The organism is Emticicia aquatilis (assembly GCF_014644295.1).
Taxonomy (GTDB): Bacteria; Bacteroidota; Bacteroidia; order Cytophagales; family Spirosomataceae; genus Emticicia; species Emticicia aquatilis.
Genome location: NZ_BMKK01000002.1, coordinates 162,803 through 185,886, shown reverse-complemented (window position 1 = coordinate 185,886; position 23,084 = coordinate 162,803). Strand labels below are relative to the sequence as shown.

20 protein-coding genes are annotated in these 23,084 nt (G+C 31.3%); 8 read left to right on the top strand and 12 right to left on the bottom strand.

Translation table 11 applies throughout. The features are described from left to right. Positions 1-361: 361 nt before the first annotated feature. Positions 362-1,063: a LytR/AlgR family response regulator transcription factor gene (locus IEX65_RS04935; RefSeq protein ID WP_188764920.1), complete on the bottom strand. Its 702-nt coding sequence runs from the start codon at positions 1,061-1,063 to the stop codon at positions 362-364. A 1,611-nt stretch (positions 1,064-2,674) separates the two neighbouring features. On the opposite strand from IEX65_RS04935, the gene IEX65_RS04930 reads away from it, so the two are divergent. The 8 genes from IEX65_RS04930 to IEX65_RS04895 all read left to right on the top strand — a co-directional run bounded on the left by IEX65_RS04930 (position 2,675) and on the right by IEX65_RS04895 (position 13,700). After that, the gene (locus IEX65_RS04930) at positions 2,675-5,395 is read left to right on the top strand and encodes a PAS domain S-box protein (protein ID WP_188764919.1); all 2,721 of its coding nucleotides are present in this window, start codon (positions 2,675-2,677) and stop codon (positions 5,393-5,395) included. A 914-nt stretch (positions 5,396-6,309) separates the two neighbouring features. Next, a complete protein-coding gene (locus IEX65_RS04925) occupies positions 6,310-6,699 on the top strand; it encodes a response regulator (RefSeq protein WP_188764918.1) in 390 nt (129 codons plus the stop codon). A 454-nt stretch (positions 6,700-7,153) separates the two neighbouring features. Continuing rightward, a complete protein-coding gene (locus IEX65_RS04920; protein WP_188764917.1) occupies positions 7,154-7,777 on the top strand; it encodes a hypothetical protein in 624 nt (207 codons plus the stop codon). Positions 7,778-7,865: 88 nt separating this feature from the next. Continuing rightward, complete coding sequence (locus IEX65_RS04915; protein WP_188764916.1) at positions 7,866-8,633, top strand: COG1470 family protein; 768 nt, start codon at positions 7,866-7,868, stop codon at positions 8,631-8,633. A gap of 472 nt (positions 8,634-9,105) precedes the next feature. Then, positions 9,106-11,826, top strand: coding sequence for a hypothetical protein (locus IEX65_RS04910; protein ID WP_188764915.1), 2,721 nt, complete (start codon positions 9,106-9,108; stop codon positions 11,824-11,826). A gap of 236 nt (positions 11,827-12,062) precedes the next feature. Continuing rightward, positions 12,063-12,458, top strand: coding sequence for a hypothetical protein (locus IEX65_RS04905; RefSeq protein ID WP_188764914.1), 396 nt, complete (start codon positions 12,063-12,065; stop codon positions 12,456-12,458). Between the two features lie 6 nt (positions 12,459-12,464). Further along, positions 12,465-12,968 carry a hypothetical protein gene (locus IEX65_RS04900; protein ID WP_188764913.1) on the top strand — a complete coding sequence of 168 codons (504 nt, stop codon included), beginning with the start codon at positions 12,465-12,467 and terminating at the stop codon, positions 12,966-12,968. A gap of 57 nt (positions 12,969-13,025) precedes the next feature. Continuing rightward, positions 13,026-13,700, top strand: coding sequence for a LytTR family DNA-binding domain-containing protein (locus IEX65_RS04895; protein ID WP_188764912.1), 675 nt, complete (start codon positions 13,026-13,028; stop codon positions 13,698-13,700). A gap of 177 nt (positions 13,701-13,877) precedes the next feature. Here the strand turns inward: IEX65_RS04895 and IEX65_RS04890 are convergent, their stop codons facing one another. The 11 genes from IEX65_RS04890 to IEX65_RS04840 form a co-directional block, all read right to left on the bottom strand. Beyond that, on the bottom strand, positions 13,878-14,339 hold the full coding sequence (locus tag IEX65_RS04890; protein ID WP_188764911.1) for an integrase core domain-containing protein: 462 nt from the start codon (positions 14,337-14,339) through the stop codon (positions 13,878-13,880). A 7-nt stretch (positions 14,340-14,346) separates the two neighbouring features. Then, positions 14,347-14,589, bottom strand: a complete 243-nt coding sequence (locus IEX65_RS04885; RefSeq protein ID WP_188764910.1) for a hypothetical protein — start codon at positions 14,587-14,589, stop codon at positions 14,347-14,349. A 149-nt stretch (positions 14,590-14,738) separates the two neighbouring features. Next, a complete protein-coding gene (locus IEX65_RS04880) occupies positions 14,739-15,011 on the bottom strand; it encodes a transposase (protein WP_188764909.1) in 273 nt (90 codons plus the stop codon). 708 nt (positions 15,012-15,719) lie between these two features. Then, complete coding sequence (atpH, locus tag IEX65_RS04875) at positions 15,720-16,253, bottom strand: ATP synthase F1 subunit delta (protein ID WP_188764908.1); 534 nt, start codon at positions 16,251-16,253, stop codon at positions 15,720-15,722. A 203-nt stretch (positions 16,254-16,456) separates the two neighbouring features. Then, the gene (locus tag IEX65_RS04870; protein ID WP_188764907.1) at positions 16,457-16,951 is read right to left on the bottom strand and encodes a F0F1 ATP synthase subunit B; all 495 of its coding nucleotides are present in this window, start codon (positions 16,949-16,951) and stop codon (positions 16,457-16,459) included. Positions 16,952-17,174: 223 nt separating this feature from the next. Further along, positions 17,175-17,444, bottom strand: a complete 270-nt coding sequence (atpE, locus tag IEX65_RS04865; protein ID WP_188764906.1) for a F0F1 ATP synthase subunit C — start codon at positions 17,442-17,444, stop codon at positions 17,175-17,177. A gap of 116 nt (positions 17,445-17,560) precedes the next feature. Beyond that, entirely contained in the window at positions 17,561-18,625 is a 1,065-nt protein-coding gene (atpB, locus tag IEX65_RS04860) for a F0F1 ATP synthase subunit A (protein ID WP_188765384.1), read from the bottom strand. A gap of 418 nt (positions 18,626-19,043) precedes the next feature. After that, the gene (locus tag IEX65_RS04855) at positions 19,044-19,241 is read right to left on the bottom strand and encodes an AtpZ/AtpI family protein (protein ID WP_188764905.1); all 198 of its coding nucleotides are present in this window, start codon (positions 19,239-19,241) and stop codon (positions 19,044-19,046) included. A gap of 112 nt (positions 19,242-19,353) precedes the next feature. Continuing rightward, on the bottom strand, positions 19,354-20,226 hold the full coding sequence (locus IEX65_RS04850; protein ID WP_188764904.1) for a glycosyltransferase family protein: 873 nt from the start codon (positions 20,224-20,226) through the stop codon (positions 19,354-19,356). A gap of 88 nt (positions 20,227-20,314) precedes the next feature. Continuing rightward, entirely contained in the window at positions 20,315-21,448 is a 1,134-nt protein-coding gene (locus IEX65_RS04845) for a glycerate kinase (protein WP_188764903.1), read from the bottom strand. Positions 21,449-21,511: 63 nt separating this feature from the next. Next, complete coding sequence (locus IEX65_RS04840; protein WP_188764902.1) at positions 21,512-22,885, bottom strand: methylmalonyl-CoA mutase family protein; 1,374 nt, start codon at positions 22,883-22,885, stop codon at positions 21,512-21,514. Positions 22,886-23,084: the final 199 nt, after the last annotated feature.

Here is a 23,084-nt window from a genome sequence, read left to right as displayed (position 1 = left end):
AAGTAACTTTCACTTTGAATTTACAGTCGATGTATTCAATGCGATTTAATTACAACCTATCGTAGGTACTAATTTAGGGTATCAAGATATTCGATACAATTATACTCGGTGGATGGTATTACATATTCGGTGAGTGATTATTATCTATTTCAGAAAAGAAAATATTATACAATTCTTATGAATGTTATTAATACAAGAAGTATTGATTTTTATGTACTTTTTAAGAAGATAACTAAAGTTAGATTTGTTCCAACTATTTTGGAGGGATAGGCATATATAATTATTCTCCCCTTAAATTAAGAAGTTTGATTAATAACGACCTAAATTTAAGGGGAGAGAAGAAAACGCTAATTATCTATATTTACTGCTTCAAAAAAAGCGAATAAAAATTTTTTCTTTGGGCTCGACTTATAGGGAGTTCTAAATCTTCATACCCATCCAAGTAAATTTTATTTTCATTTATAGAGGTTATTTTTTCGATATTTACAATAAAACGCCTATGAATTTGTACAAATTTCTCAGAAGGTAGTTTCTTCAAAATATCTCTCAAAGCTATTAGATGCAGAAAAGCATCTTTCTTTATATATATCTTAATATAATCTGAATATGATTCTATATAATCTATATCCTTAATTAAAAATCGTGTAATGGCTCCTTTATTTTTTAATATAAGAGTTTCATTAGACCCCTTATCTTCGTCCATTTTTATTAGTTTCTTTACCTTCTGAATTGACTGAACAAAACGTCTGTATATGAATGGTTTTTTAAGATAATCTACTACATTCATTTCAAATGCCTTCACAGCATAACTATCATATGAAGTTGTCATTATAATATATGGCATTATAAACAAGTCAGAAATAAAGTCAATTCCATTTTTTCCAGGTAAAATCACATCAACAAATATTAAATCTACTTTCTTTTCGCAATTTTTGATAAATGCCTCAGCACTTTCCACAGAATCAAAAACCCCTAAAATGTTCAATTCATCACCAAACATCTTGCAATATCTAATTATTGTTTGCTGTGACAAAAAATCATCTTCAATTATAATACAATTCATTTTTTTAAAGTTTAATACATAATTTTTTCAATTCAAATACTCCTCTCCAAAAAAGTTCACAGCATTATGATTACTAACTTTGAAAATTAAAAATCTCTTGTTTTGATTTGAATTAGTTAATAAAATAGTTTAGAAATCAAACGGAAAGTCAATATCCAATTCAATATCCGTTCAAGTCATAAATAATATGACAAAAGCATTTCAGATTAAAATCAGTATTTATCGTAAATCAGACAGGTTACATAACATTTCTTTGACTATTTCTGTATATGATAGTTCTCATTTTTTTATAATTGAAAGCTCACATGTTAAAATCATTAATTAAAGTCCAAAATAATGTTTAGCTTACGTATTTGCTTTAAAATCCAATATGTATCTTACAGATTTCTAATCAAAATATTCATATAAGCTGTCTGAATCACAATGCTAAGTTCGGATTTAAATAAAGTAATTTAATAAAACTGGCATGTAAATTCTATGAAATGACACAAATTATCTGCAAACAACACTATATGAACGGTAAATAACACTATATAAACGGCAAAATGATGATTTATTTCTGAAAATTTTAGTATATTGAAATATTTACGAAATAATAATTGTACACCTCCTATACGTAGAAATAGTTAGTTCATTTAAAATATTATAAATTAAAATTGGGTTAAATCAGCATACTATAAACTTAATAAAGCTATGATATTCAATACATAAAAATCATAACAATTATTGTAAAACAGCAGATATGTTACAATGAAAAAGAAGACTAAATAATTGAAATCATAAAATAATAGGCAGATTGGTAATCATGAAACAACACTAACAATCGATAGTCAAAATGTATTTTCTACGGATTAATTTCATACTGTAAATATAAAACTTTTCATTTAAAATGCAAATATTAATTATAAAAACACATTTATAGATAAATTTCGACCATTCACCGATTAAAATTGTGCGATAATTAGTTTCATTGTTAATTGCACATGTACAGTAAAAATTAAGTTACAGGGCTTTATAAGTAAGCACCTTTTCATCATTTTTATTTTGGGACTAAATAAAATTAAAAATGGGGGAGTCTTTATTCCCCCTATTTTTTTACAATTAATTCTATATTACTTCTTTACATAGTTTATAGTCAACCTCCTTACTTTCTCAAATTCACTTGTATTTGATTCGTATAATTCGTTAATAAACTCATTACAATACTAAAATGTTTTATTTATCTGTTCTCTTCTCAATAAAAAACAGCTACACATTTATTATACAATCAATTCTATATCTCTATAACCCATTAAATATCAGCATTTTATAAAAAGAAAAGTAATTAATAAATTAATTTTAATTGGAAATAGGAAAAAACTTTTTTTTGAATAACTCGATAGAGATATGATTCAAATCAATTGCCAGACTACTTGTTTTTTCATATTTACAATTTAGTTTTTTAAAATTATTATTCTCATTTTTATAATGTAACAATACCACTCACCGATTATAAAATACCATTCATAGACTTTTTTTTTACTCTTGTTACTTTTCATTGCTGTTCATCGTATTTATATTTTTTATTCATTAATATTAACAACCTCTATTACATATAAATTTTATTCAAGCATGATATCTATTTTGAAAAATTACTATCGTAAAACAAAAAAATATATTTTATATCTATTACCAGATTCTCATTTTGATAATACATGTGAGCAATTAGAATCAACGATTACAGATTTATTCTGTGTAATTAATAAAAAAGGCAGAGTAAAGTTTATTTCTTCTTCAGCCATTAGAATTTTAGGTTATGGAATCAATCCCAAACTACAAAAAATCTTTTTTGAAATGTATGGCCCTTTTATCCGAAATCTCTTTAAATCCCCTACTCCACAAACCTCATCTTATGTTGAATTCCCAATTAGAAATGCACAAAGTACATATATTTGGATAAGATTGAATCTCTTTGTAACTAATATAGAAAATGAAAATTTAGTTACTATCACTGCAAATGACGTTAGTCAAAAACGAGATATATTTGAAGATTTCGATGAGAAGAATATTTTTTCAAAGAGTTTAGTAGAAAATCTTAAAGTTGGAATTTTAATGGAAGATTCTAACGGGAATATAGTTATAATTAATCAAGCATTGATTAATACTTTTGGTTTGGCGGTTTCTCCAGAACAGTTAGTTGGAAAGAACTGTTTTGAGGCTTTGGATATAGTCATGGGTTTATTTACTTCACCCGAAGGCTTCAGAGCCTCTACAATTTCAATATCCAATAATAGAACTGAAGTATTAGGCGAAGTTTTACATTTGAAAGATGGTAGAGTTTTAGAAAGAAGCTATTTCCCTTTCAAAAACAGGTATGAGTCCGAATTTAGTATCTGGAAATATGAAGATATAACTAATAGTTATTACGCACTTGATATTATAAAAGAAAGCGAAAAAAAGTATAGAGGAATATTTGAGAATTTACAATTTGGCGTTGTTGAGGTCGATGATTCAGGTTTGATAACTTATCCTTCGGCAAACTTTTGTAAAATGATTGAATATACTGAACAACAACTTATTGGGCAGTGCATTGATAAATTTATTTTATCTGATTGCAAGAAAAGTAATCTTTCAAACCTTTTGAGTCTTTCGAATGGCCAGAAACAGAGTCAAGAGATGCAATTAATCAAAAGTAACAATGACCGCAATTGGGTACTGGTAAATATTTCGCCAATTCAGACTCAACAGAAGAACATTCAAGGTAGTGTCTTGTTTTTTTACGATATAACCGAACGAAAAGTCTTAGAAGAAGCTCTTAGATATGCTAACTTATATGCAAAAAAAGCTGAAGAAAGCGAAAAGTTTTTTTTGGCGAGTATGACCCATGAATTAAAAACACCAATTAATGCGATAATTGGCATGAGTGATTTGCTAAGAATGACAAATATTGATAATGAACAAAAAGAATATGTTGAGATTCTTGATACCTCAACAAGGTATCTTCAAAAACTTGTTTCTGATATTTTAGATATATCAAAAATTGAATCGGGTAATGTTGAAATCAAAAAAACAACTTTTAGGTTACTAAATTTTCTCTTAAAAATTGTTAATACATTTGAGTATGTTATATCCAAAAAAAATATAAAATTTAAAATAGATTTTGACTTTGAACCAAATTTAAATATTATAGCTGATAAAGTAATATTGCAACAAGTTTTGAGCAATTTACTTTCAAATGCTGAAAAGTTCACGCATGAAGGTAGCATCATTTTAAGTGTAACTCATCAAGAGGAAACTGATAATACAATAAAACTAAATTTTAAAGTTTCAGATACAGGTATTGGTATTGATGAAGAGATGAAGGAAGTTATTTTTGAAAAATTTAAACAACTTCCCTCTACAAAGTTTCACAAATCACAGGGTTCTGGATTAGGCTTAAATATTGTTAAACGGTTACTAACTTTACAAAATAGCAAAATTGAAGTAAAAAGTGTAAAAGGAGAAGGCTCTACTTTTTACTTTGATATGGTTTTTGAAAAAGGAAATCCAACAGAACAAGTCGTTACACCAAAATCAAATTTCACAACAAATACTCAATTTAGTTCAGTACAAGTTTTAGTTGTTGAAGATAATGACCTTAATCAAAAATATGTAGCAAAAGTTTTGAATAAGTGGTCAGTGAATTTTCATATTGTTTCATCAGGAGAAGATGCTCTCACCGAATTTCAAGAAAGCAAATACGATTTAATACTGATGGATTTACAATTACCAGGAATTTCTGGTATAGAAACAGCAGCTAAACTTAGAAAAAAATATAATGAAGATGTATTTACGATAATTGCAATGACCGCAGTAGTAACTTCCAATATTGAGAGTGAAATATTAAAAAATGGAATGAATGATATTATTAGAAAGCCTTTTACCATTTCGGATTTATATGAAAAAATGCAACTATATTTTAAATCCGATAATCTTCAATCAATAAAGAAAGAGATTCCATTTCACCCAAATTTAGATACAGTCTTCTTAAAACAATTTTATGAAAAAGACAGAGAATATGCTCTAAGTGTTTTTGAATATTTTAAGCAAAACTATTTAGGAGAATTTAAGGAAATTATCCTAAATGTTGATAAAGTAAATTTCAATGAAACTATGAATAAACTTCACAGTATAAAACCAGCTTTTAAAATGGTCGGACTAACATTCGTTGAGCAAGACATTGAACATATACTTTCTAACAATTCGAGTTATAATGATTCAGTTAATAACTTATCCAAATACTGGGACCTTACTAAAATCGAAAAAATTATTGATAAACAAATTGAAATACTAAAAAAAGAAGAATTTACTTAAAAAAGTAGGATAAATTATATATCCTACTTTTCAATAAGCCACGATGAAAAGAATATCAACTCAAACTCAAGTGAATTCTTTACATACCAGTTACAAATATTGAACAATTAGAATGGGAACAAAAAAAATATATCTGAAACGACAGCAATAATCGTTGAATAGTATATAAAAGAAAAATGGACGCAAAACGTCCATTTTTTCTTATCTACTTGCATTTGCTGTGAATTATTTACCCATACTTAAAAAGCACATATTTGTACTTTTTAAATTTTTAAATTCGATTTATAGTAAGCTATAACATACTGCTGATATTAATATTATGATGAATCATTAAAGTCAAGCTTACTCTTTTATATAAAATAATAGGACGCAATACTTCCGTCCTATTATTATTCAATTGCTATTTGAGTGAACACCTTATTAAAATGTTATCACAAACATAAGGTTTAGTTTATTATCCCTAAAAAATAGTCGTTCAATCGACACTCTTAATCGCTAATCAGTATTATCCTTACTACTAAGCACATTCATTTACCCTACTCTAAATATCCTTACCATAATTCTTTTTTATATTCTATTATCAATTATTTCATTTGTTAAGACTTATATTAAATAAGTAGTATGTGAATACATAAACAAAAAATTCCTTAGAGCTTCTTTAAAAGTTAATTTTCAATGGATTGAAACTATCAATCAATATCAGTAAAACAAGATTCACAATCAATTCTAAGCAAAAAATAACCGTTCACAGATTATATACATCAGTTCATCGAATAGAAGAAACGCATTTAAATTGGTTGTGAATTAGAATAATTACATTTATATCAGCTTTGGGCTTACTTAAATCATAAGATATATTTTGGCTAACTCCGAAATATTAAAAAAGATATAAACACACATAACATAATAACGCTATGATATTAATAGTTGACGATTCGATTTTCAATCAACAGCATTTAAGTATAATTTTATCTTCTCAGGGTTACAACTATAAAGTAGCCGCTAATGGGAAAGATGCTGTTGAACTTTCATTGAAAGAAAAATTTGATTTAATATTAATGGATATAGAAATGCCCATTATGAATGGGATTGAGGCTTCAAGAAAAATTAGACATAAAAACAATCAAAATTGTAATACGCCTATTATTTTGCAAAGTACTTCTGAAACAACAAATGAATTATTGAGATATAAGCAACTTTTTAATGGCAGAGTAATAAAACCATATTCTAAAGATGAAATAGTAACTATACTTGACAAGTACATATTAAACTATAATCTCTTTAGAATAACTCAATCAAACTAAATACGTATATACATGTAAGTTAATAATTTTATTTCAAATAATATATTTATTTCCCAGCATTGCCATACTTACTTCTGACTTCTTTACAAATCTTTTTTCTCTCTTATTTTAATTATTATTGAATACATACAATTGTAACAATAGAAATCATCATTCCTGCCAATATTGTATAAAATTAAATCAATTACATTTTCTGCTTTCAATTGGTTATACTATTTCATCATAAGTAGCAAAATTTTTCCATTTGCCGATTATTAGTGTCCCTCTAACGATATAATTTGTAGTTGAGTTATTGCTCAATGTTATTTGTGAATAGTTAGGGAAATAAAAAATAGTGTAAGGTAATAGTTAAGAATAATAAGTTATTAAAAATAGATTTAATTCTATGATTAATATTATACTCTTTTTGAATTTTAAATCAACTCCATATTTTTTACACTTAAAAAAAAAACAAATGAAAAAAACTGCTTTATTAATCGTTCTTTTAATTGCATTTGGCCGTTCTTATGCACAAACACAAGTTACTCAAACTGTAAATGTTGTTATTCCATCAGTTACCTTAATTGCAATCGTCGGTAATAGTACACAGAATCTGACCTACGTAGCTCCTACAACTGCTGGTGCAAATATGGCCGATGTTAGCTCAGCAACACCTATCTATCTACAATATTCGTCAATGATGAATGCCGCTTCCACTAATAGAGCTATTTACGTAACAGCATCAACTTCAGAGACGAGTTTAGCAGGTATTACTTTAAAAGTAGTAGCAACAGTACCAGTAGTTGATGCCGCAGGTATCACAAGTAATGGTAATCTTGGTGCAACTGGTGGTGTGATAAATATCGTTACTCCTCAAACATCAGGTGTAACTGGAATAGTTTCAACTGGAAACCCAGTATCAAGTACTCCAAAGCTGATTAGCGGTATCACAAGTGGGTTTACTGGTACCACAGCCACTTCAGGTGCTGCACTCACTTATTCCACAACAATGTCAGGAATAACATCAGCACAATATGCAGCATTAAGAGCTGACACCTATACAGTTGCAGTTGTTTACACATTGGCTGATACAATCTAATATCACTAAGGAGTTAATTAAAATTAACTATATATCCTTAAATATCATTATGTTATTTAAGGATATATATAAAATTGTTAAATAATAAATGAAAAAGTACTTCCTAATTATTTTTCTTCCTATTAATACATACGCACAGATAGTCATAACAAATGGATTAAGCCATGTTTACCAATCATCTCCTAATGGGCAAATTGTCGGACAAATTAAATTGAAGAATATAGGAAAGACCCCTCAAGCTTTTACATCATCTAAATACAATATTATGTTTATCTGTGGAAGCGGTGCTTTTTTTTCAGATACTCAAAATCACGATAGGAGTTTAAATGAATGGTTAGAGTTTGATGTTGATGAAAAGACTCTTAATCCAAAAGAAGAGTTTAATCTAACATATAGAATAAACCTACCAAATAATATTACATCAGGTACATATTGGGGAGCAGCTATGGTAGAACCGGGAGACCCTATCGTTTCTTCTGATAGAGATTTAAAAGTTCAAAATAAGGCAAGGTATGCTATTCAAATTATTGTTGATTTAGGTTCATTTGAATCGCCAAAATTGGTTTACAGAAATGTTTCCTTAACCAAAAATAATTCCAATGGTAGAATAGTAAAAGTTGAATTAGAGAATACAGGTTTTTTTGCTGTACCTGTAAAGGTGCAGTTAGAAGTGTATGATTCTAAGGGAACAAAAATTCAAGTTGCTAAGGCAGAAAGTAAGAGAATTTATCCTACTCGATGTAACACATATGATATAGAAGTAAAAAATTTACCTCCAGGCAAATATGATGGTGTTATTATATCTGATACTGGAAAAAAAATATTTGGCTCGAATATCAGCATAAAAATTGAATAAACTTCACTATAACATTATTGTGTTATCAAGACATCACAATACAATATAATCTTTTATTTAAGCGAGATGAATATTTAAAAAATGGTCTATATTAATTTAAAATGATATCACTCAATAGTATAGTAAGCTGAGTATTAACTAATAATTATCCTGATGGTTTGATTCTTTTTGTGATTGCTCTTCATTCTTAACTGACACAAATAAAGTATCAAACAATTAAAATCATAAAAAACAATTGACAAATATTACTTATTTGGTCAACCTCCAAAGTACACCATATTATTTAATGAGTTAACTTCTATAAAGTGTGAAAAAGTGCTGCTATATTCTATTTTTCTTTTTACATTCCAGCTTGTGTTTATCACAAAGTGGTATAAGGGTAAGCATAGTAAATATACCTAAAAGAATTGCTCCAGGTTCATATTTCAATTTAATATTTGATGTAGAAACTTCATCTACATTCAAAGAAAAAATGACAGTATCCTTAAAAGTACCTGATACATGGGAAGTACTCTCTAAAAAAGAACCAGAAACACTCATTGGTCAGAAAAAAGTAAAGTATATATTTTCTATCAATACATCTGAATTTTCACCACCTGGAACTATCACATCTCGGATTCTAATAAGCACCGCATCAGGCTACCGCATTGAAAAACCTTTTCAGGTTCAAGTTTTATCGGTCAGAAAAATCATTATTTCACCAGTTTTACTGCCAGAATCCGCTAAAGAAGGCGATAGTTTAAAAGTTGAATACTTAGTGGAAAACCGAGGTAATATTAAAGATAACTTAAAATTAGAAGCACTTGGGGGAAAAATTGATGGGAAAAGCGAAATTAATGGAATAAATCCTAATGAATCTACAAAGATTTTTACTAAACTTTTGATTCCAGAAGGAGAGACTAATTCTTTCAATTATACATTTGGCATTAAGGCAATTCTAAAAGATTCACTAAAACCTATAACTTTTACAAATTCTATTTTAGTATATTCAAAAAAGATAAAAAAGACTGAACTATATAACCGTTTTCCTATAAATGTAGGTTTTTGGAGTACAATGTATTTTGTTAATAAAAAAGCTACATACGGTGTTCAAGCAGACATTAGTGGGAATGGGTATTTAGATAAAGCCAACAGACATTTATTAAACTTCTTCATACACGGTCCTACCAATTTCAATATCCCATTTTTAGGTAGTTATGATATTTATACTCTAAGGTATAAATACAGCAAAAATAAGTTTATGTCAAGCGTTCAATTAGGTGATTTTACTCTTCAGTTAAATCAATTGATGGAAAACGGTCGATTTGGTAGAGGGGCCAACATTGAAACTCGCTATAATAAAGTTGGCATATATGCTTTTTATACGTATCCGAGGTTTTTTAATGAACAAAAAACTACATTCGGAGGAAGTCTATACTTTATCCCAAATCCCAAGTTGCGTCTCTCCATAGATTATTCTTCTAAATATACACAAATCAGGCGGTTTGTATGGGTAAATTTAGTTGGACTTGCAACTAATTACAGAACAGAAAGATTCAATTTTGAATCAGAGATTACAGGAAGTATGTATAGTAAAAAATATGATTTTGCAGCCTTAACAAAGATTGGATTTAATATCAGAAAACTAAATTACGGAGGTAATTTCATTTATTCCGGGAAAGAGTTTTATGGCTATTTTAGAAATAGCTATTTATTATCAAACAGTATTTCTGCAAATGTAAGTAAAAAAGTAAGCTTGGGAGTAAATGCCAATATCATGCGATTAAATCCCAGTATGGATGTAATCAATTTTAGCACTTCTCCTTTCAGCACAAACTTTATGGGATATGCGGGTTATAATATTAACCAGAATAGTAGTATAAATCTAAGCTATAACTGGCAAAAAAATGAAGATAGAATGGAACCTAAACGTTTTTTCTATCAACAAGAATATGCTCGATTGGCATACAACCTAAACGGCACAAGAATAAATATTTGGTATGAAGGACGATTTGGAAAAGCCAAAAATCTGTTAACTTTAGATGACCCTTCTATTATAAGACAAAATATATCTAATGTAATACAACCTGAAGTGCGTATTTTTCCATGGGCTTGGGCTGGTGTTTATTTACAACATGACCGAACGAGCAGGTTCTCGGCTCAAAACATACTTACTGACTATTTTTATTACGGTGCATCTCTCAGATTACCTGTAAATAATAAACTCAATGCCTATTTCAATTATAGAAGTAACTATGCTCTTGATGAACTCACTCAGACCCAAAGTCTCCTCTATACAACGGTTAATTTAAACCTTAAAAAGCATACTTTCCAATTATTAGGAGGAAAAACACTTATTCCAGGATTTAACGCTTCAATGCAAAACACATTGTATTTTGTTTTAAAGTATTCGTATTTATTAAATGCTCCTATATCACGAGTAAAGAATTTAGGTAATATACAAGGACAAATATCACTGACATCTGCTGGACTCAAAAAAGAAGGAATTGTCATAACTCTGGGAGACAGAAAATATGTTTCAGATAAAGACGGAAAGTTTTACTTTAAAAATTTAATATCAGATAAATACTATATAGACATTGATAAAGCAAGTGTACCTCAGGGAGTCATAGCAAATCTTAGGCTCCCTTTAGAAGTGGACCTCAAAGGGGATAGCACAAAACAAATAAATTTATCACTGACCAAGACGGGCTCAATTGTGGGGAAGGTATTCTTTGTAAATGTTGATAACGATGAAAGAAAATCAAAACCCTCAGTTTTAATAAAAGTATCAAATGATGAAGAAACATTCTATACCAAAGTTAATAAAGATGATGAATTCTCATGTAAACAAGTTAAACCAGGTAAATGGTTAATAACAGCGAGCGTTATTGGAGGAAATCAAGAAGATTATTCTATTTCAGATGCTACTCAATCAATCGAAGTAGTTGAGGATAATCGTATAGAGGTGGATTTTACCATCGAAAATTATAAGCGTACAATTGAGTTTAGTCCTACAACTTTTAACCTGACTGATAAAAGAGAGAATAAAAAAGATTTTTCTGCAACTAATTCATCATACAAAAAATTTAACAGACCTACTCTTGCAGTACCGAAATCTAAGCCAAATGTAAAAAATGTAAAACAAACTAAAAAAACAGCTCGAAATCAGAATTCTAAGAAAAAAACAAATTATAGATTAATAAAAAATTGACGATTATAAGCTAAATAGTCGATAATGAAAACATATTATTTGCAGTATTTACCCAATCTTATACGTGAATTTGCTTGATAAAGCTATATGGCAAGTTAATTAATTCTTATAATTATATGAAGTTTATTAAATTAATAGTATTCTTTTTTTTTCAAACGGTCTGCTTTGGGCAAACTGCATCTTTATCTGCAACTGTTACTGAAGTCGCTTATATATCACTTGCTCCAGATAATTCGGTGTTTAATTTAGTAGTAACCTCTCCAACAATTGCTGGAGAATCAATACGAGTTGTTGGTAGCAACACATCCAAATGGATTAATTTCACATCTGCCGTACCGTTTTCATTAACCCGTACGATTTATGCTCAAATTACATCTGGAAGTATTCCGAGTGGAATGGCACTAAAGTTAACTATTAGTCCAGCAAGTGGAGGTGCGGGAGTTCTTGGTAGCAGTGTATCTTCAGTAAATCTATCAACAAGTCCACAAGTTATAATTTCTAATATTGGCGGAGCATATACAGGCCAAGGTAGTGGATATGGATATAATATAAAATTTGAATTAGTCATCTCTGATTACAGTCTTTTAAGAGAAGGAAATACAAACCTAAGTATCACCTTTACTATAACTTAAAAATAAATGAAACAATTATTATACTTATGTTTTTTTTGTAGTACCATTATAGATACTTTTTCTCAGTGTACTCCTACGATTAGCCTAATAGGAACTTCGTCATCCGAAACTCTTACTCCTCTACCGAGCAGTCGAACAGGATTAGATTACGAAAGTAGTGACCTTACAATCGCACGAACACAAGGTAACCTTACCGTAAATATTACCAATTCTGATGGATGTTCTAATTGGCAATTATCAGTTGCAAGTGTGCCTCTCACTTGGAATGCTAATCTAAGACTATGGGTTAACAAAACTAATGATGGAAGTTCATTTGCTTCCGGAGCTTCAATATATCCAAGTGGAACCACGGCGTATCAAGAAATAACAATTATACCACAAACTTTTTTCAGTGGAATAAAAGACCGATTATCTGTACAAATTAGCTATAAAATAAGTGGCATATCAGTTTTATTACCAGTACAAACATATTCAACAACAGTTTATTATACAATTTCTGCTTCGTTATAGATGATAATTCATATATAAAAATCATTTATATTTTTAGCACTAAATTTCAGATTAAAAATGTTAAGGAATTATAAGGATTTAGAAAATATTGACGATTTTCAATTTTTACAAAAAAAACAAAATTATTGGTATTTATGTAAAGAAAATGAAGCCGATTGGGAAAAATATGCTTTTGTGGAGGATATAAATTTCTTTTTACTACAACATACCCAGTTTTCAAAAATTAATGAGTCTAAAATAATAAATTTAAACTTTTTAATTGATTCATCTAAGTACAATTTAGAAAAACTTTTTTTTAACAATATAGTTTCTAAAAAGTATTTACCATCTATTAAATTAGCATACCAAATATTAATTAATAAAAAAAATGATGCTGAGGTGTCAGAGATAAATCCTCAAATTTCAGAAAAAAAGAAAATAAAATTTAATAATATTGAAGTAGAAAATATAAAATTCATCGTTCGTACAGGAAAAACAACGGATATTTATTTTAAAGATAACTCCATATCTTACGTTTATGAAACACTCACAACTTTTGAAGAAAAATTATTACATAGTTCAAAATTTATACGCATTAGTAGAGGTTGTATTATTAATATTGAGCATATAAGTTTCTTTCGGATAAATACTAAAAAAAGGTTTGCTGAATTAAGAATTGGAATACACCCTTTTAAAGTTTCTCGACGATTAATTAGTAGCTTTAAATCTAAAGCAAATAATATTACTTCCTAAAATTTTTAATAAATCGCTCTAAATTTAAGGTTGTTTAAATCATTTATTTAAACAACCTTAAATTTAAAAATACAGCCTGATGGAAAAGATAATGAACAAATTTGCAAATACAAAACCTCCTTTTTCTCTAAAAGGAATTTGGAAATATAAATTTTAACTTGAACCTGTCCTCACTCCTTACGCCGCAACCATTCTTGATTGGCGATAATCTTGTTTAGCCCATAGCATTTGTGGCGTTTTACCTTTGAGAGCCGAATGTGGTCTGCCAAAGTTATAAGAGTTCCACCATTCATCCAAATCCTTCTGAATGTCTGGTATAGTTTTGAATATCTTTAAATTTAAACATTCAGTCCTAATCGTACCATTCAATCTTTCAACAAGCCCATTTTGCATCGGTTTACCAGGCTGAGTAAAGCGAATTTCTATCTGATTTGTCTTGCAAAATTTTTCCATTTGTTTACTAACTAACTCTGGGCCATTATCGCATCTAATATATCGTGGGCAACCATATGCTTGAACAAGGTACTTTAAAGATTCGACTAAAGCCTTTGCCTTATAAGTTCGTTTAGCATCTACAAATAAGCATTTTCTGCTATACTCATCCATGACGTTAAGTATGCGTGTCTTGTTCTCTGCCACGACATCATCACTCAGAAAATCTAATGACCAACCGCATCGGCGGTCCGACTTCCTTCACTTCTTTAGCAGCAATCGTATTTGGATTATCTCTTTTAATTTTCTTACGTTTTTGTGGGACTCTCAAATTGAGTTCCAAAGCCTTATAGTTGCGATAGACCAACTTTTTTCCCCATTTGTGCCCCTCTAATCGAAGCTTTCCATGAATTAAACCAAATCCCCAATTTACATAAAGTCCGCTTAATCTCTTCACCTCGGACAGAATTTGTTCATCCTCATTAACTCGTTTATGCCTATAATAAAGCGTTTCTCTGCGTTGCCCCAAGACCCTGCATGTATGTCTTATTGATTTTTCTAATTTCTTTGAAACTTCAATAACCAACTTTTGATGAACAGGTGGGGCTACATCTTTTTTAGCATTTCGTAGCCTTCTTTGAGTATGTCATAATCAATGCTCTTATCTGCCAACAACTTTTTTAAACGAGCATTTTCGGACTCTAAATCTCGCATACGTTTAAGTTCTTGACTTTCCATTCCACCATATTTGTTTTTCCAATTGTAGTATGTTGCTGGTGCGATACCATGTTCTCTACAAAGTGACTCTACCGATTTTTCTGAATTTTGACTCTTCAAAATTGCAACAATCTGGCTCTCTGTGAAATTTTTCTTCTTCATTTTTTTACCGTTTAAAAGATGGGAAATTTAATCTTTTTTTTCCACTTTTAAATGGTTACGCTATGGGGAATGGGGACAAGTAAATCATCACAATATACTTTAGAAGATTGTTTTTTTAATATATTTCCAATCAACATCTCTCCTACCGATTGGATATTTGCTAAATAATTTTAGTTAAATCTATCGCATCAATAAAGCCTATTTCGAACAATCAAATATCTGTTTAACTTTCATCACAAAGAAAAAAACTTATTCAGATGAAAAGTTCAAGTCGTAATTATAAATTGTTGGGTCTTGAATATAGAGTTATAATTTAATTATTTAAGGCTGTTAGGAGAGGTTTATTACTTCTTTCCTCACTTATTTAACGATAGCGAAGCAGAAAAGCTCTACGTTGATATTTCGGCCTTTAAATTTCATGAAGATTTCATTAAGAGTAGCACACTTTGTATTATCTAAGCAAATCACAACATCATTAAAAATACCAATTTAAAATAATGTTGTAAACACTATGATACAACTTATGAATGGTGATATAAAGAGAAAAGGTTCTCTTTACTGTAAATATTTAGAAAGCATTATTAATTTTATATACTCAAACCCAGACCCACCTAAAAGAAAAAACCCCACCTAAAGGGCGGGGGATTTCTCAACTTTATAGCCATGAAAACTAATATTTTTATATGCGAGCCTACTCGCCAATGAGTTTTAAGCAAAAGTAAGCTTTAACTCGTTTAATCTCTTTCTAACCGAAGTATCAATTTGCATATCACCTACACTCAAGATATATCCTCCGATAAGGTTTGCATTTACTTTCTCTTCCAATACAACATGTTTACCAGTTGAATCTCCAACAATCTTAGTAAATTCTGCTCTTTGAGCTTCAGTCAATGGTGTAACTGTCGTTACAGTAACTTTCTGAATTCCTTTTTGAGTGTTGTACAATTTATCAAACTCTTCAGCTATCGAATAAATCAGATTTTCTCTGTTTTTCTTAGTTAAGACGTTGAAAATTGAGAAAGTCACAGGATGAACGTTTTTTTCGAAAGTTTTTTTCAAAATTCCAAGTTTTGTATGGTGACGTACAATTGGATTGCCCATTACCACTAAAAACTGACGGTTTTCGTCACAAACTGTTTTAAACAAAGCCATGTCGTCGTTGACTTCCTTGACAACATTTTTTTCTGTTGCTAAATCGAACAACGACTTAGCGTATCTATAAGCAACTATTGAATCTGCCATTGTATTTTGAGCGAATTCCCGGGTGCTTTACAGCATATTTCTATACAAAAATACAACCGAGTGTTTCAATAAAACAAATTTTGTGTAATAATTTTTGCAATTGTTTGCATTTGCTTCGCAAAATATTGTATATCTTAGAAGATAATGCAACGCTTGCAAATAAAGCTATTAACTCAACTAAATTAGTCTATTTAATCGACAGATTAGTTTAGGTTTGCGTCTGAAATCAATGTTGATACTAAAGCTTCTTGCGAAGATTTATCAGCTAATTCTCTACGAATTACTTTTTCAGCAATCTCAATTGAGAAACTTGCCATGTCTTTCTTCATTTGAGAAACCAAAGCAGCTTTTTCTTGTTGGATAGCCTCACGAGCATCAGCAATGATTTTGTTTCCTTCTACTACTGCTTTTTCTTTTGCATCAGCAATCATTTTATCAGTGATATTTTTTGCATCACGAATCATTTTATCACGTTCTGCACGAGCTTCAGCTAAAATTTTGTCATTGTCTGACTTCAATTTTGCCATTTCGGCACGTGTTTCTTCTGCCATACGAAGAGCTGATTCGATTGTGTCTTCACGCTCTTTCAAAGAAGAAAGGATTGGTTTCCAAGCAAATTTTTTCAGAAAGAAAACTAAAATTCCGAAAACTAATGCCATCCAAAATAACAGACCAATGGCTGGGGTTAGCAATTCCATGTTATTGTAAAATTATTTAAATTTAAAATTATTAATTTAGTGTAAAACTTGAGAATGTCGCATTGTAGCTCTACCTGCTACATACTTTTTGTACTCAAACTTTGTTTTGATTCTTAGCAAAATTGTCAAGGGTAAAGATGAAACCTGCACCGACGCCTAATGCGAGCGGAGCAGGTTATCATTACTTAATGTTGTTTTCGATGGAAACCCACCGAGTTGATTCTTACGCTAATTTGAAAGAAATCAACAAACAAATTACTGCTGCAAATAACGCAACGGCTTCTACAAGGGCTGCGATGATAATCATCATAGTTTGGATTTTGTTAGCAGCTTCTGGTTGACGAGCAACGCCTTCCAATGCACTACCACCAATACGACCTAAACCAAGACCTGCACCGATTGCAGCAAGACCAGCACCAACTGCAGCACCCATTACTGCGAATCCACGTCCGCCATCAGCGGCAGCTTGTAAAAGAACTTGTAAAAAAGACATGATAAAACAATTTATATAAGTGAAACAAAAAATGCAAAATAGTCAACAGTCAATAGACGATGGTCAATAGTTCAGTTTTAACTGTGGACTTATGGATTATCGTCTGTGGACTAAAATCAATGACCGTGGTCGGCTTCGTGGTGTTCTTCGATAGCAGAACCAATATACATTGATGAAAGCAATGTAAAGATAAATGCTTGCAAGAACGCAACTAAAAGCTCGATGGCATTCATAAACAATGTAAACAATGTTACGACTCCACCTACGGCAAAACTTTTGAATATAAAAATCAAACCAAGCAAACTCAAAATGATAATGTGACCAGCTGTAATGTTTGCAAAAAGACGAATCGTCAATGACATCGGCTTCATGAATACACCTGCAATCTCAACAACCCACATTAATGGAAGCATCGCTACTGGCACGCCTTCTGGCTTAACTAAGTGTAACCAATAATGTTTGTTAGCGTTAATATGAGTTATGATGAAAGTAATAACAGCTAAGAATAAAGTAATAGTAATGTTACCCGTTAAGTTAGCACCGCCTGGTATTAATCCTAAAAGGTTATTTACTAAAATGAAGAAGAATAATGTAAGTAAATACGGTAAATATTTTTCGTATTTCGGACCAACGTTAGGAATAACAACCTCGTCACGGATAAAGAAAATAATAGGCTCAATAAACGATTGGATTCCTTTTGGAGCTTTACCACGGTTTTTAGCAAAACTTTTCGCAACTGTTGACATCAATACTATCAAAATCACTGCACTTAACAACATCGAAGCAACATTTTTAGTGATTGATAAATCCCAAACGTGAACTTCTTCATCCAATCCGCCTTGAGGATTCAAACGGTGAATATGCTCATGATTGTTGATGTATCCATTGTAAACGCCATTGCCTTCAGCAAATCTTTTTGAAGAAAATACTTCAAGACCATACTGTTTTGTGTAAAGAATAACGGGTAATGGAAGAGTAAGACCGTGTGCAAATTCCCACTCATGTGAGTCGGCAATGTGGTGCATAATCATCTGACCAATGTCAAATTTTTCTTCTTCGTGAGCAGTAGCTTCGTGGTTTTCGGGGTGTGCTTCGTGGCCTTCTTGTGCGGAAGCGAAGTTTATCGAAAATAACGATAATGAAAGAACGAGTAGGAGTTTTGTTGTAATCTTACGCAACATATTTTCTATAATTATTCGGTCAATTAATAGTGAATTCATCACTTTCCTGAATTTTGCCGCAAGTTACGACTTAAATTCCAAATCTCAAACACTGTATAAAATAAATATAGTACAAAAAAGTTAATTATGAACAATTCTTGTTGTTGAAGCCCTAAGTAAAGTTCAACTCCAATAAAAATTACGCATAGAATTAACCTCAAAACAACCGTTGACAAGTAAAAGGGTATAAAATTTTTCTGTTTTTCTCTTAAACCTAACTCTATGACTCTATGAAACAAAAAAGAAAAAGCCACAAAGAACCCAAGTATCAACCACTTCTTGGGGTGTAGCAAATATTCGAGTCCAAGATATTTGGCTAAGAAAAATACAATTATCAATATTACTGTTAGTATGAGCGTCCGAATCATTTATTGAGTGCTTAGTTTTTAGGAATTTGTCGGATTACATTATATAATGAAATGCCGATAGAAAGAAGCGATAATATAAGTGTAGCGATTGGGTTTTTGTTGGCCATTTTGCCGTCAAGCCAATAGCCAGCCCATGTACCAAGTCCAATAGTTAAGGCCATTTGGAGACCAATTTGAGTAAATACAAGCCAGTTTTGTTTATCTTTCATACATTATTGGTGTATTTGTTATTGGTGTAGCGTAATATTTATTATTAATGAAATTAAAAATTGGTTAATTTACCTTTATCATCTCAATAATCAGTACACCAATAACCAATCTCTAAATCTTGATATAATTTTTATACTCTCCTATTCGCCAGCCTGTTAGTTGTTCGAGTTTCATCAGTACACGATTTTTGAACGAATATTTCTTTTGATGAATATCAAAATCGAAAGCCCAGTTCATACGTTCGATACGTGATTGGATAACTTTGGGGTGAGTTCCGTCAAAAAGTGTCAATGAATCAATTCCTGAGTAATCGAATTCAACATTAGCAGGTTGTTGTTGGTCAAGTTCTTGGTCTGTATGCCAGAAATATGATAAACCCCTCACTTTTTCGGTCATTTTAGTAGGAGGCTTAACCCAACCATAATGATAAATGTACGCTTCGATTGACTTAATTTTCAGCTTAGTATTATCATTTTTTCGGAACCCTTGAGCATCTCTATAAGACACAACCTTTTTTGTATGACGAATTACCCTTATTTCATTTCGATACCACTTTCTGGAATCGGCTACATACTTATAAGAGCCATAGAAATGTGTATATTTAAAAAGTAAGCCTTCCACCGAAAGGTCATCTTTGTAAGCCAGCATGGCATCTTTAATGTTTTGATGATATTTTTCATGCACAACTTCATCACTTTGAATGTAAAATGCCCATGTTGTATCATCACTTACGGCGGCCAAAGCTTTATCGGTTTCGATGGCTAAAACTCTGCCATCTTTACGCAAAGAATCGTCCCAAATGGTTTCGATGATGCGAATTTTATCTGAATTGATTGATTTTATTAAATCCAAAGTTCCATCTTCTGAATTTCCAACCGCAACAACAAACTCATCACACACTGGCAAAATCGAAGTAATTGCCTCTACAACTGGATAATCGTACTTAATGGCATTTCGGATTATTGTAAAACCTGTTATTTTCATAAAATTAACGAATGAATGGATGCTTCAATGATAGAATGAGTGAATAATGGAGGTAAGCGTTTTATTCAATCATTCAAAACTCTATCATTCAATTATTAGATTTATGCAGCAAATTTACCAAATAAAATGTGGCATTTCGCACACCTTCGTGACCATATTTTAAGGCATCATCTAAATTCATGGGGCGATTTAAGATTGAAGTAGCATAATTGATACCTATTTCTTGCAGCTCTTTTGGCGAAACATCGAGCGTGCCACAGATGGCAGCAATCGGGATTTTGGCATGAGTAGCTTGGTCAGTAATACCTTTGATGAGTTTTCCTTGAAGGGTTTGATTATCAATTTTACCTTCTCCAGTAATAATAAGGTTTACATTTTTTAGATTTTCTTCGAAAGCACAAAAATCCATTAATAATTTCACGCCTTCTTTTAATTGGGCATTCATAAAAGCCATCAGGCCAAAACCTAAGCCTCCTGCTGCCCCAGTTCCTGCAATTTGAGCGTAATCTTTACCAAAATCTTTAGTAAATATCTCAGATATATTTTGTAGTCCTTTGTCTAAAAGCTCAACGGCCTCTTTATCAGCCCCTTTTTGTGGACCATAAATGTATGCAGCTCCATTTTCGCCAAAGAGGGGATTTGTTACATCACAAGCAACAGTAATTAAAACCGGAAACTGGTTAATGATTATTGGTGGCTGTATTTTTTTTACTTTTAAGAGATTTTCTCCGATTGGATTTAATTCTTGACCATTTTCATCTAAAAACTGCCAACCAAGAGCAGCTGCCATACCAATTCCTGCATCAGTTGTGGCACTTCCACCAATTCCTAAAATGATGTTTTCTACGCCTAACGCTACAACTGTTTTGATTAATTCCCCAGTTCCAAAAGTAGAAGTTTTTAAAGGATTTCGTTCATCTGCTTTTAATAAACGTAAGCCAGAAGCCGTTGCCATTTCGATAAATGCGGTCTTTCCATCGGCCGAAATACCATATTCGGCTTCAATAATTCGCCCGAACGGGTCTTGAACTTTGGCGATTTGCTTTTTTCCTCCCGAATACCATAATAGTAAATCGAGTGTACCTTCTCCCCCATCTGCCATCGGTAAACTAACTACGTCGATTGCTGGAGAAACCATACGAATACCTTCGGCCATTGCTTCGCAAACTTGCTGTGCATCTAACGAACCTCTGAATTTATCGGGAGTAAGAAGGATTTTCAAGACTATTCAAATTTAATTGATGGCAACAAACGTCGGCAAAGTTTTAGCCGACTTTCGGTATTTCTATTCAAAAACTTCCGAAAGTCTTCTGTTTTGTAATTTATTGGTATTTACTTTTTCTGTTTTAGGCAAAGTATTTTCTGGCTCAATTCTAAATTTATTTACGCCAACCATAACTTTACCTCCTTTCAATCGATTTACATTCGCCTCATACGATTTATTAACTTCTTCTTGCACAAAACCTTGCTCAAACGCTGCCGTGATACCACCCAAACTTTCAACTTTCTGAAATAAGTTCCAAGCTTCGGTTGCCAGTTGATAAGTTAGGTTTTCGATATAATATGAACCTGCCGAAGGGTCAATCGTCTTATCAAGATGAGCTTCTTCTTTCATCAAAATAGCCATATTTTGAGCGATGCGTTCGCCGAAATCAGAGCTAAGCTCATTGTTTAAAACGGCATCATAAGCACTGATAGTCAATGAGTCACAACCACCCATAACTGCCGACATGGCTTCGGTTGTTGCTCGTAGCATGTTAGTATAGGGACTGAGCGTTGAATTATAAAAACTCGACGTTTGGCAATGAATTTGGCAATCCTTGATAAGTGAAGCACAGTTGTAAGCTTCTAATACTTTGCTCCATAGATACCGCAAAGCTCTTAGTTTAGCCACTTCCATAAAATAATTTGTACCAATCGAAATCGAGAACTCAAACTTTGAAATAACTTGCTCGGGAGTTAAGCCTAAATCGGTTAATTTATCAACATACTCAACCGCTGAAGCGAGGATGAAGGCTAATTCTTGTACGGTATTTGCTCCCGAATTATGAAATACGTGAGACTCTACCGTAAAGGCAGAAAACTGAGGAAACTGAAGCGTTTTACTGAGTATTTGTTTTGTATTTTCCCAAGTATAATTACTTAATGTTGGCTCATCATTCAAAAACAACTCCGCCAATACATCTACTTGAAAACCTCCTTTAGGTAAATAATGGACAATTTTTGTAAGTTGCTCTAAGGCTTGCTCACGGTAGGGAGTCTTGAAAAATACAGGATTATCACTCAGTTTAACGTTATTTAGCAATTTTGCCCAATCTACTTTCTCAACATCAGTCTTTCCAAAGTCAATCACAACTGCCGATACACCTCTTTGTAAATAATTGATAATTAAAACATTAACTTCTTTTTCGGTGTTATACTTTATGTACGCACGATTTTGCCAACTTCCTGAATTTTTATTTTTCTGAGCCGCCTGAATATTGGCAATCGGTAAATTTTGAAGGTCTTCTTCGGAATAGTAAGGTTGTACTTCAAAATTTTCGAGTGTTTGCCAAACGAGCGTTTCTTCAAAGTTTTTTCCTTTTAAATCTTTTGTTACTTGAGCAATCCAATCATTTTTGGTGATTTTAGGAAACTCAGAGAAGAGTGAAGTGTTCATAAATGAAATTGTATTTTTCTAAGATGATATTTGTTGTACTCTGTTGAATGTAAAAATAATGTTTGTACTTTTATTAGACAAATATTATTTGGAAAAATTTAGTTTGTGAAATACTTTGAAAATAGATTAAAAATCTCAAAATTCACCACTCGGTTAGGTCGATTTTTTTGTTATCTTTGCAACCCTTTTGATTCAGACT

Excerpts from the sequence above, each read along its gene's own strand:
- IEX65_RS04935 (WP_188764920.1), bottom strand. The coding sequence starts at position 1,063 with ATGAATTGTATTATAATTGAAGATGATTTTTTGTCACAGCAAACAATA.
- IEX65_RS04930 (WP_188764919.1), top strand. The coding sequence starts at position 2,675 with ATGATATCTATTTTGAAAAATTACTATCGTAAAACAAAAAAATATATT.
- IEX65_RS04925 (WP_188764918.1), top strand. The coding sequence starts at position 6,310 with ATGATATTAATAGTTGACGATTCGATTTTCAATCAACAGCATTTAAGT.
- IEX65_RS04920 (WP_188764917.1), top strand. The coding sequence starts at position 7,154 with ATGAAAAAAACTGCTTTATTAATCGTTCTTTTAATTGCATTTGGCCGT.
- IEX65_RS04915 (WP_188764916.1), top strand. The coding sequence starts at position 7,866 with ATGAAAAAGTACTTCCTAATTATTTTTCTTCCTATTAATACATACGCA.
- IEX65_RS04910 (WP_188764915.1), top strand. The coding sequence starts at position 9,106 with ATGACAGTATCCTTAAAAGTACCTGATACATGGGAAGTACTCTCTAAA.
- IEX65_RS04900 (WP_188764913.1), top strand. The coding sequence starts at position 12,465 with ATGAAACAATTATTATACTTATGTTTTTTTTGTAGTACCATTATAGAT.
- IEX65_RS04895 (WP_188764912.1), top strand. The coding sequence starts at position 13,026 with ATGTTAAGGAATTATAAGGATTTAGAAAATATTGACGATTTTCAATTT.
- IEX65_RS04880 (WP_188764909.1), bottom strand. The coding sequence starts at position 15,011 with ATGAAGAAGAAAAATTTCACAGAGAGCCAGATTGTTGCAATTTTGAAG.
- atpH (WP_188764908.1), bottom strand. The coding sequence starts at position 16,253 with ATGGCAGATTCAATAGTTGCTTATAGATACGCTAAGTCGTTGTTCGAT.
- IEX65_RS04870 (WP_188764907.1), bottom strand. The coding sequence starts at position 16,951 with ATGGAATTGCTAACCCCAGCCATTGGTCTGTTATTTTGGATGGCATTA.
- atpE (WP_188764906.1), bottom strand. The coding sequence starts at position 17,444 with ATGTCTTTTTTACAAGTTCTTTTACAAGCTGCCGCTGATGGCGGACGT.
- atpB (WP_188765384.1), bottom strand. The coding sequence starts at position 18,625 with ATGTTGCGTAAGATTACAACAAAACTCCTACTCGTTCTTTCATTATCG.
- IEX65_RS04855 (WP_188764905.1), bottom strand. The coding sequence starts at position 19,241 with ATGAAAGATAAACAAAACTGGCTTGTATTTACTCAAATTGGTCTCCAA.
- IEX65_RS04850 (WP_188764904.1), bottom strand. The coding sequence starts at position 20,226 with ATGAAAATAACAGGTTTTACAATAATCCGAAATGCCATTAAGTACGAT.
- IEX65_RS04840 (WP_188764902.1), bottom strand. The coding sequence starts at position 22,885 with ATGAACACTTCACTCTTCTCTGAGTTTCCTAAAATCACCAAAAATGAT.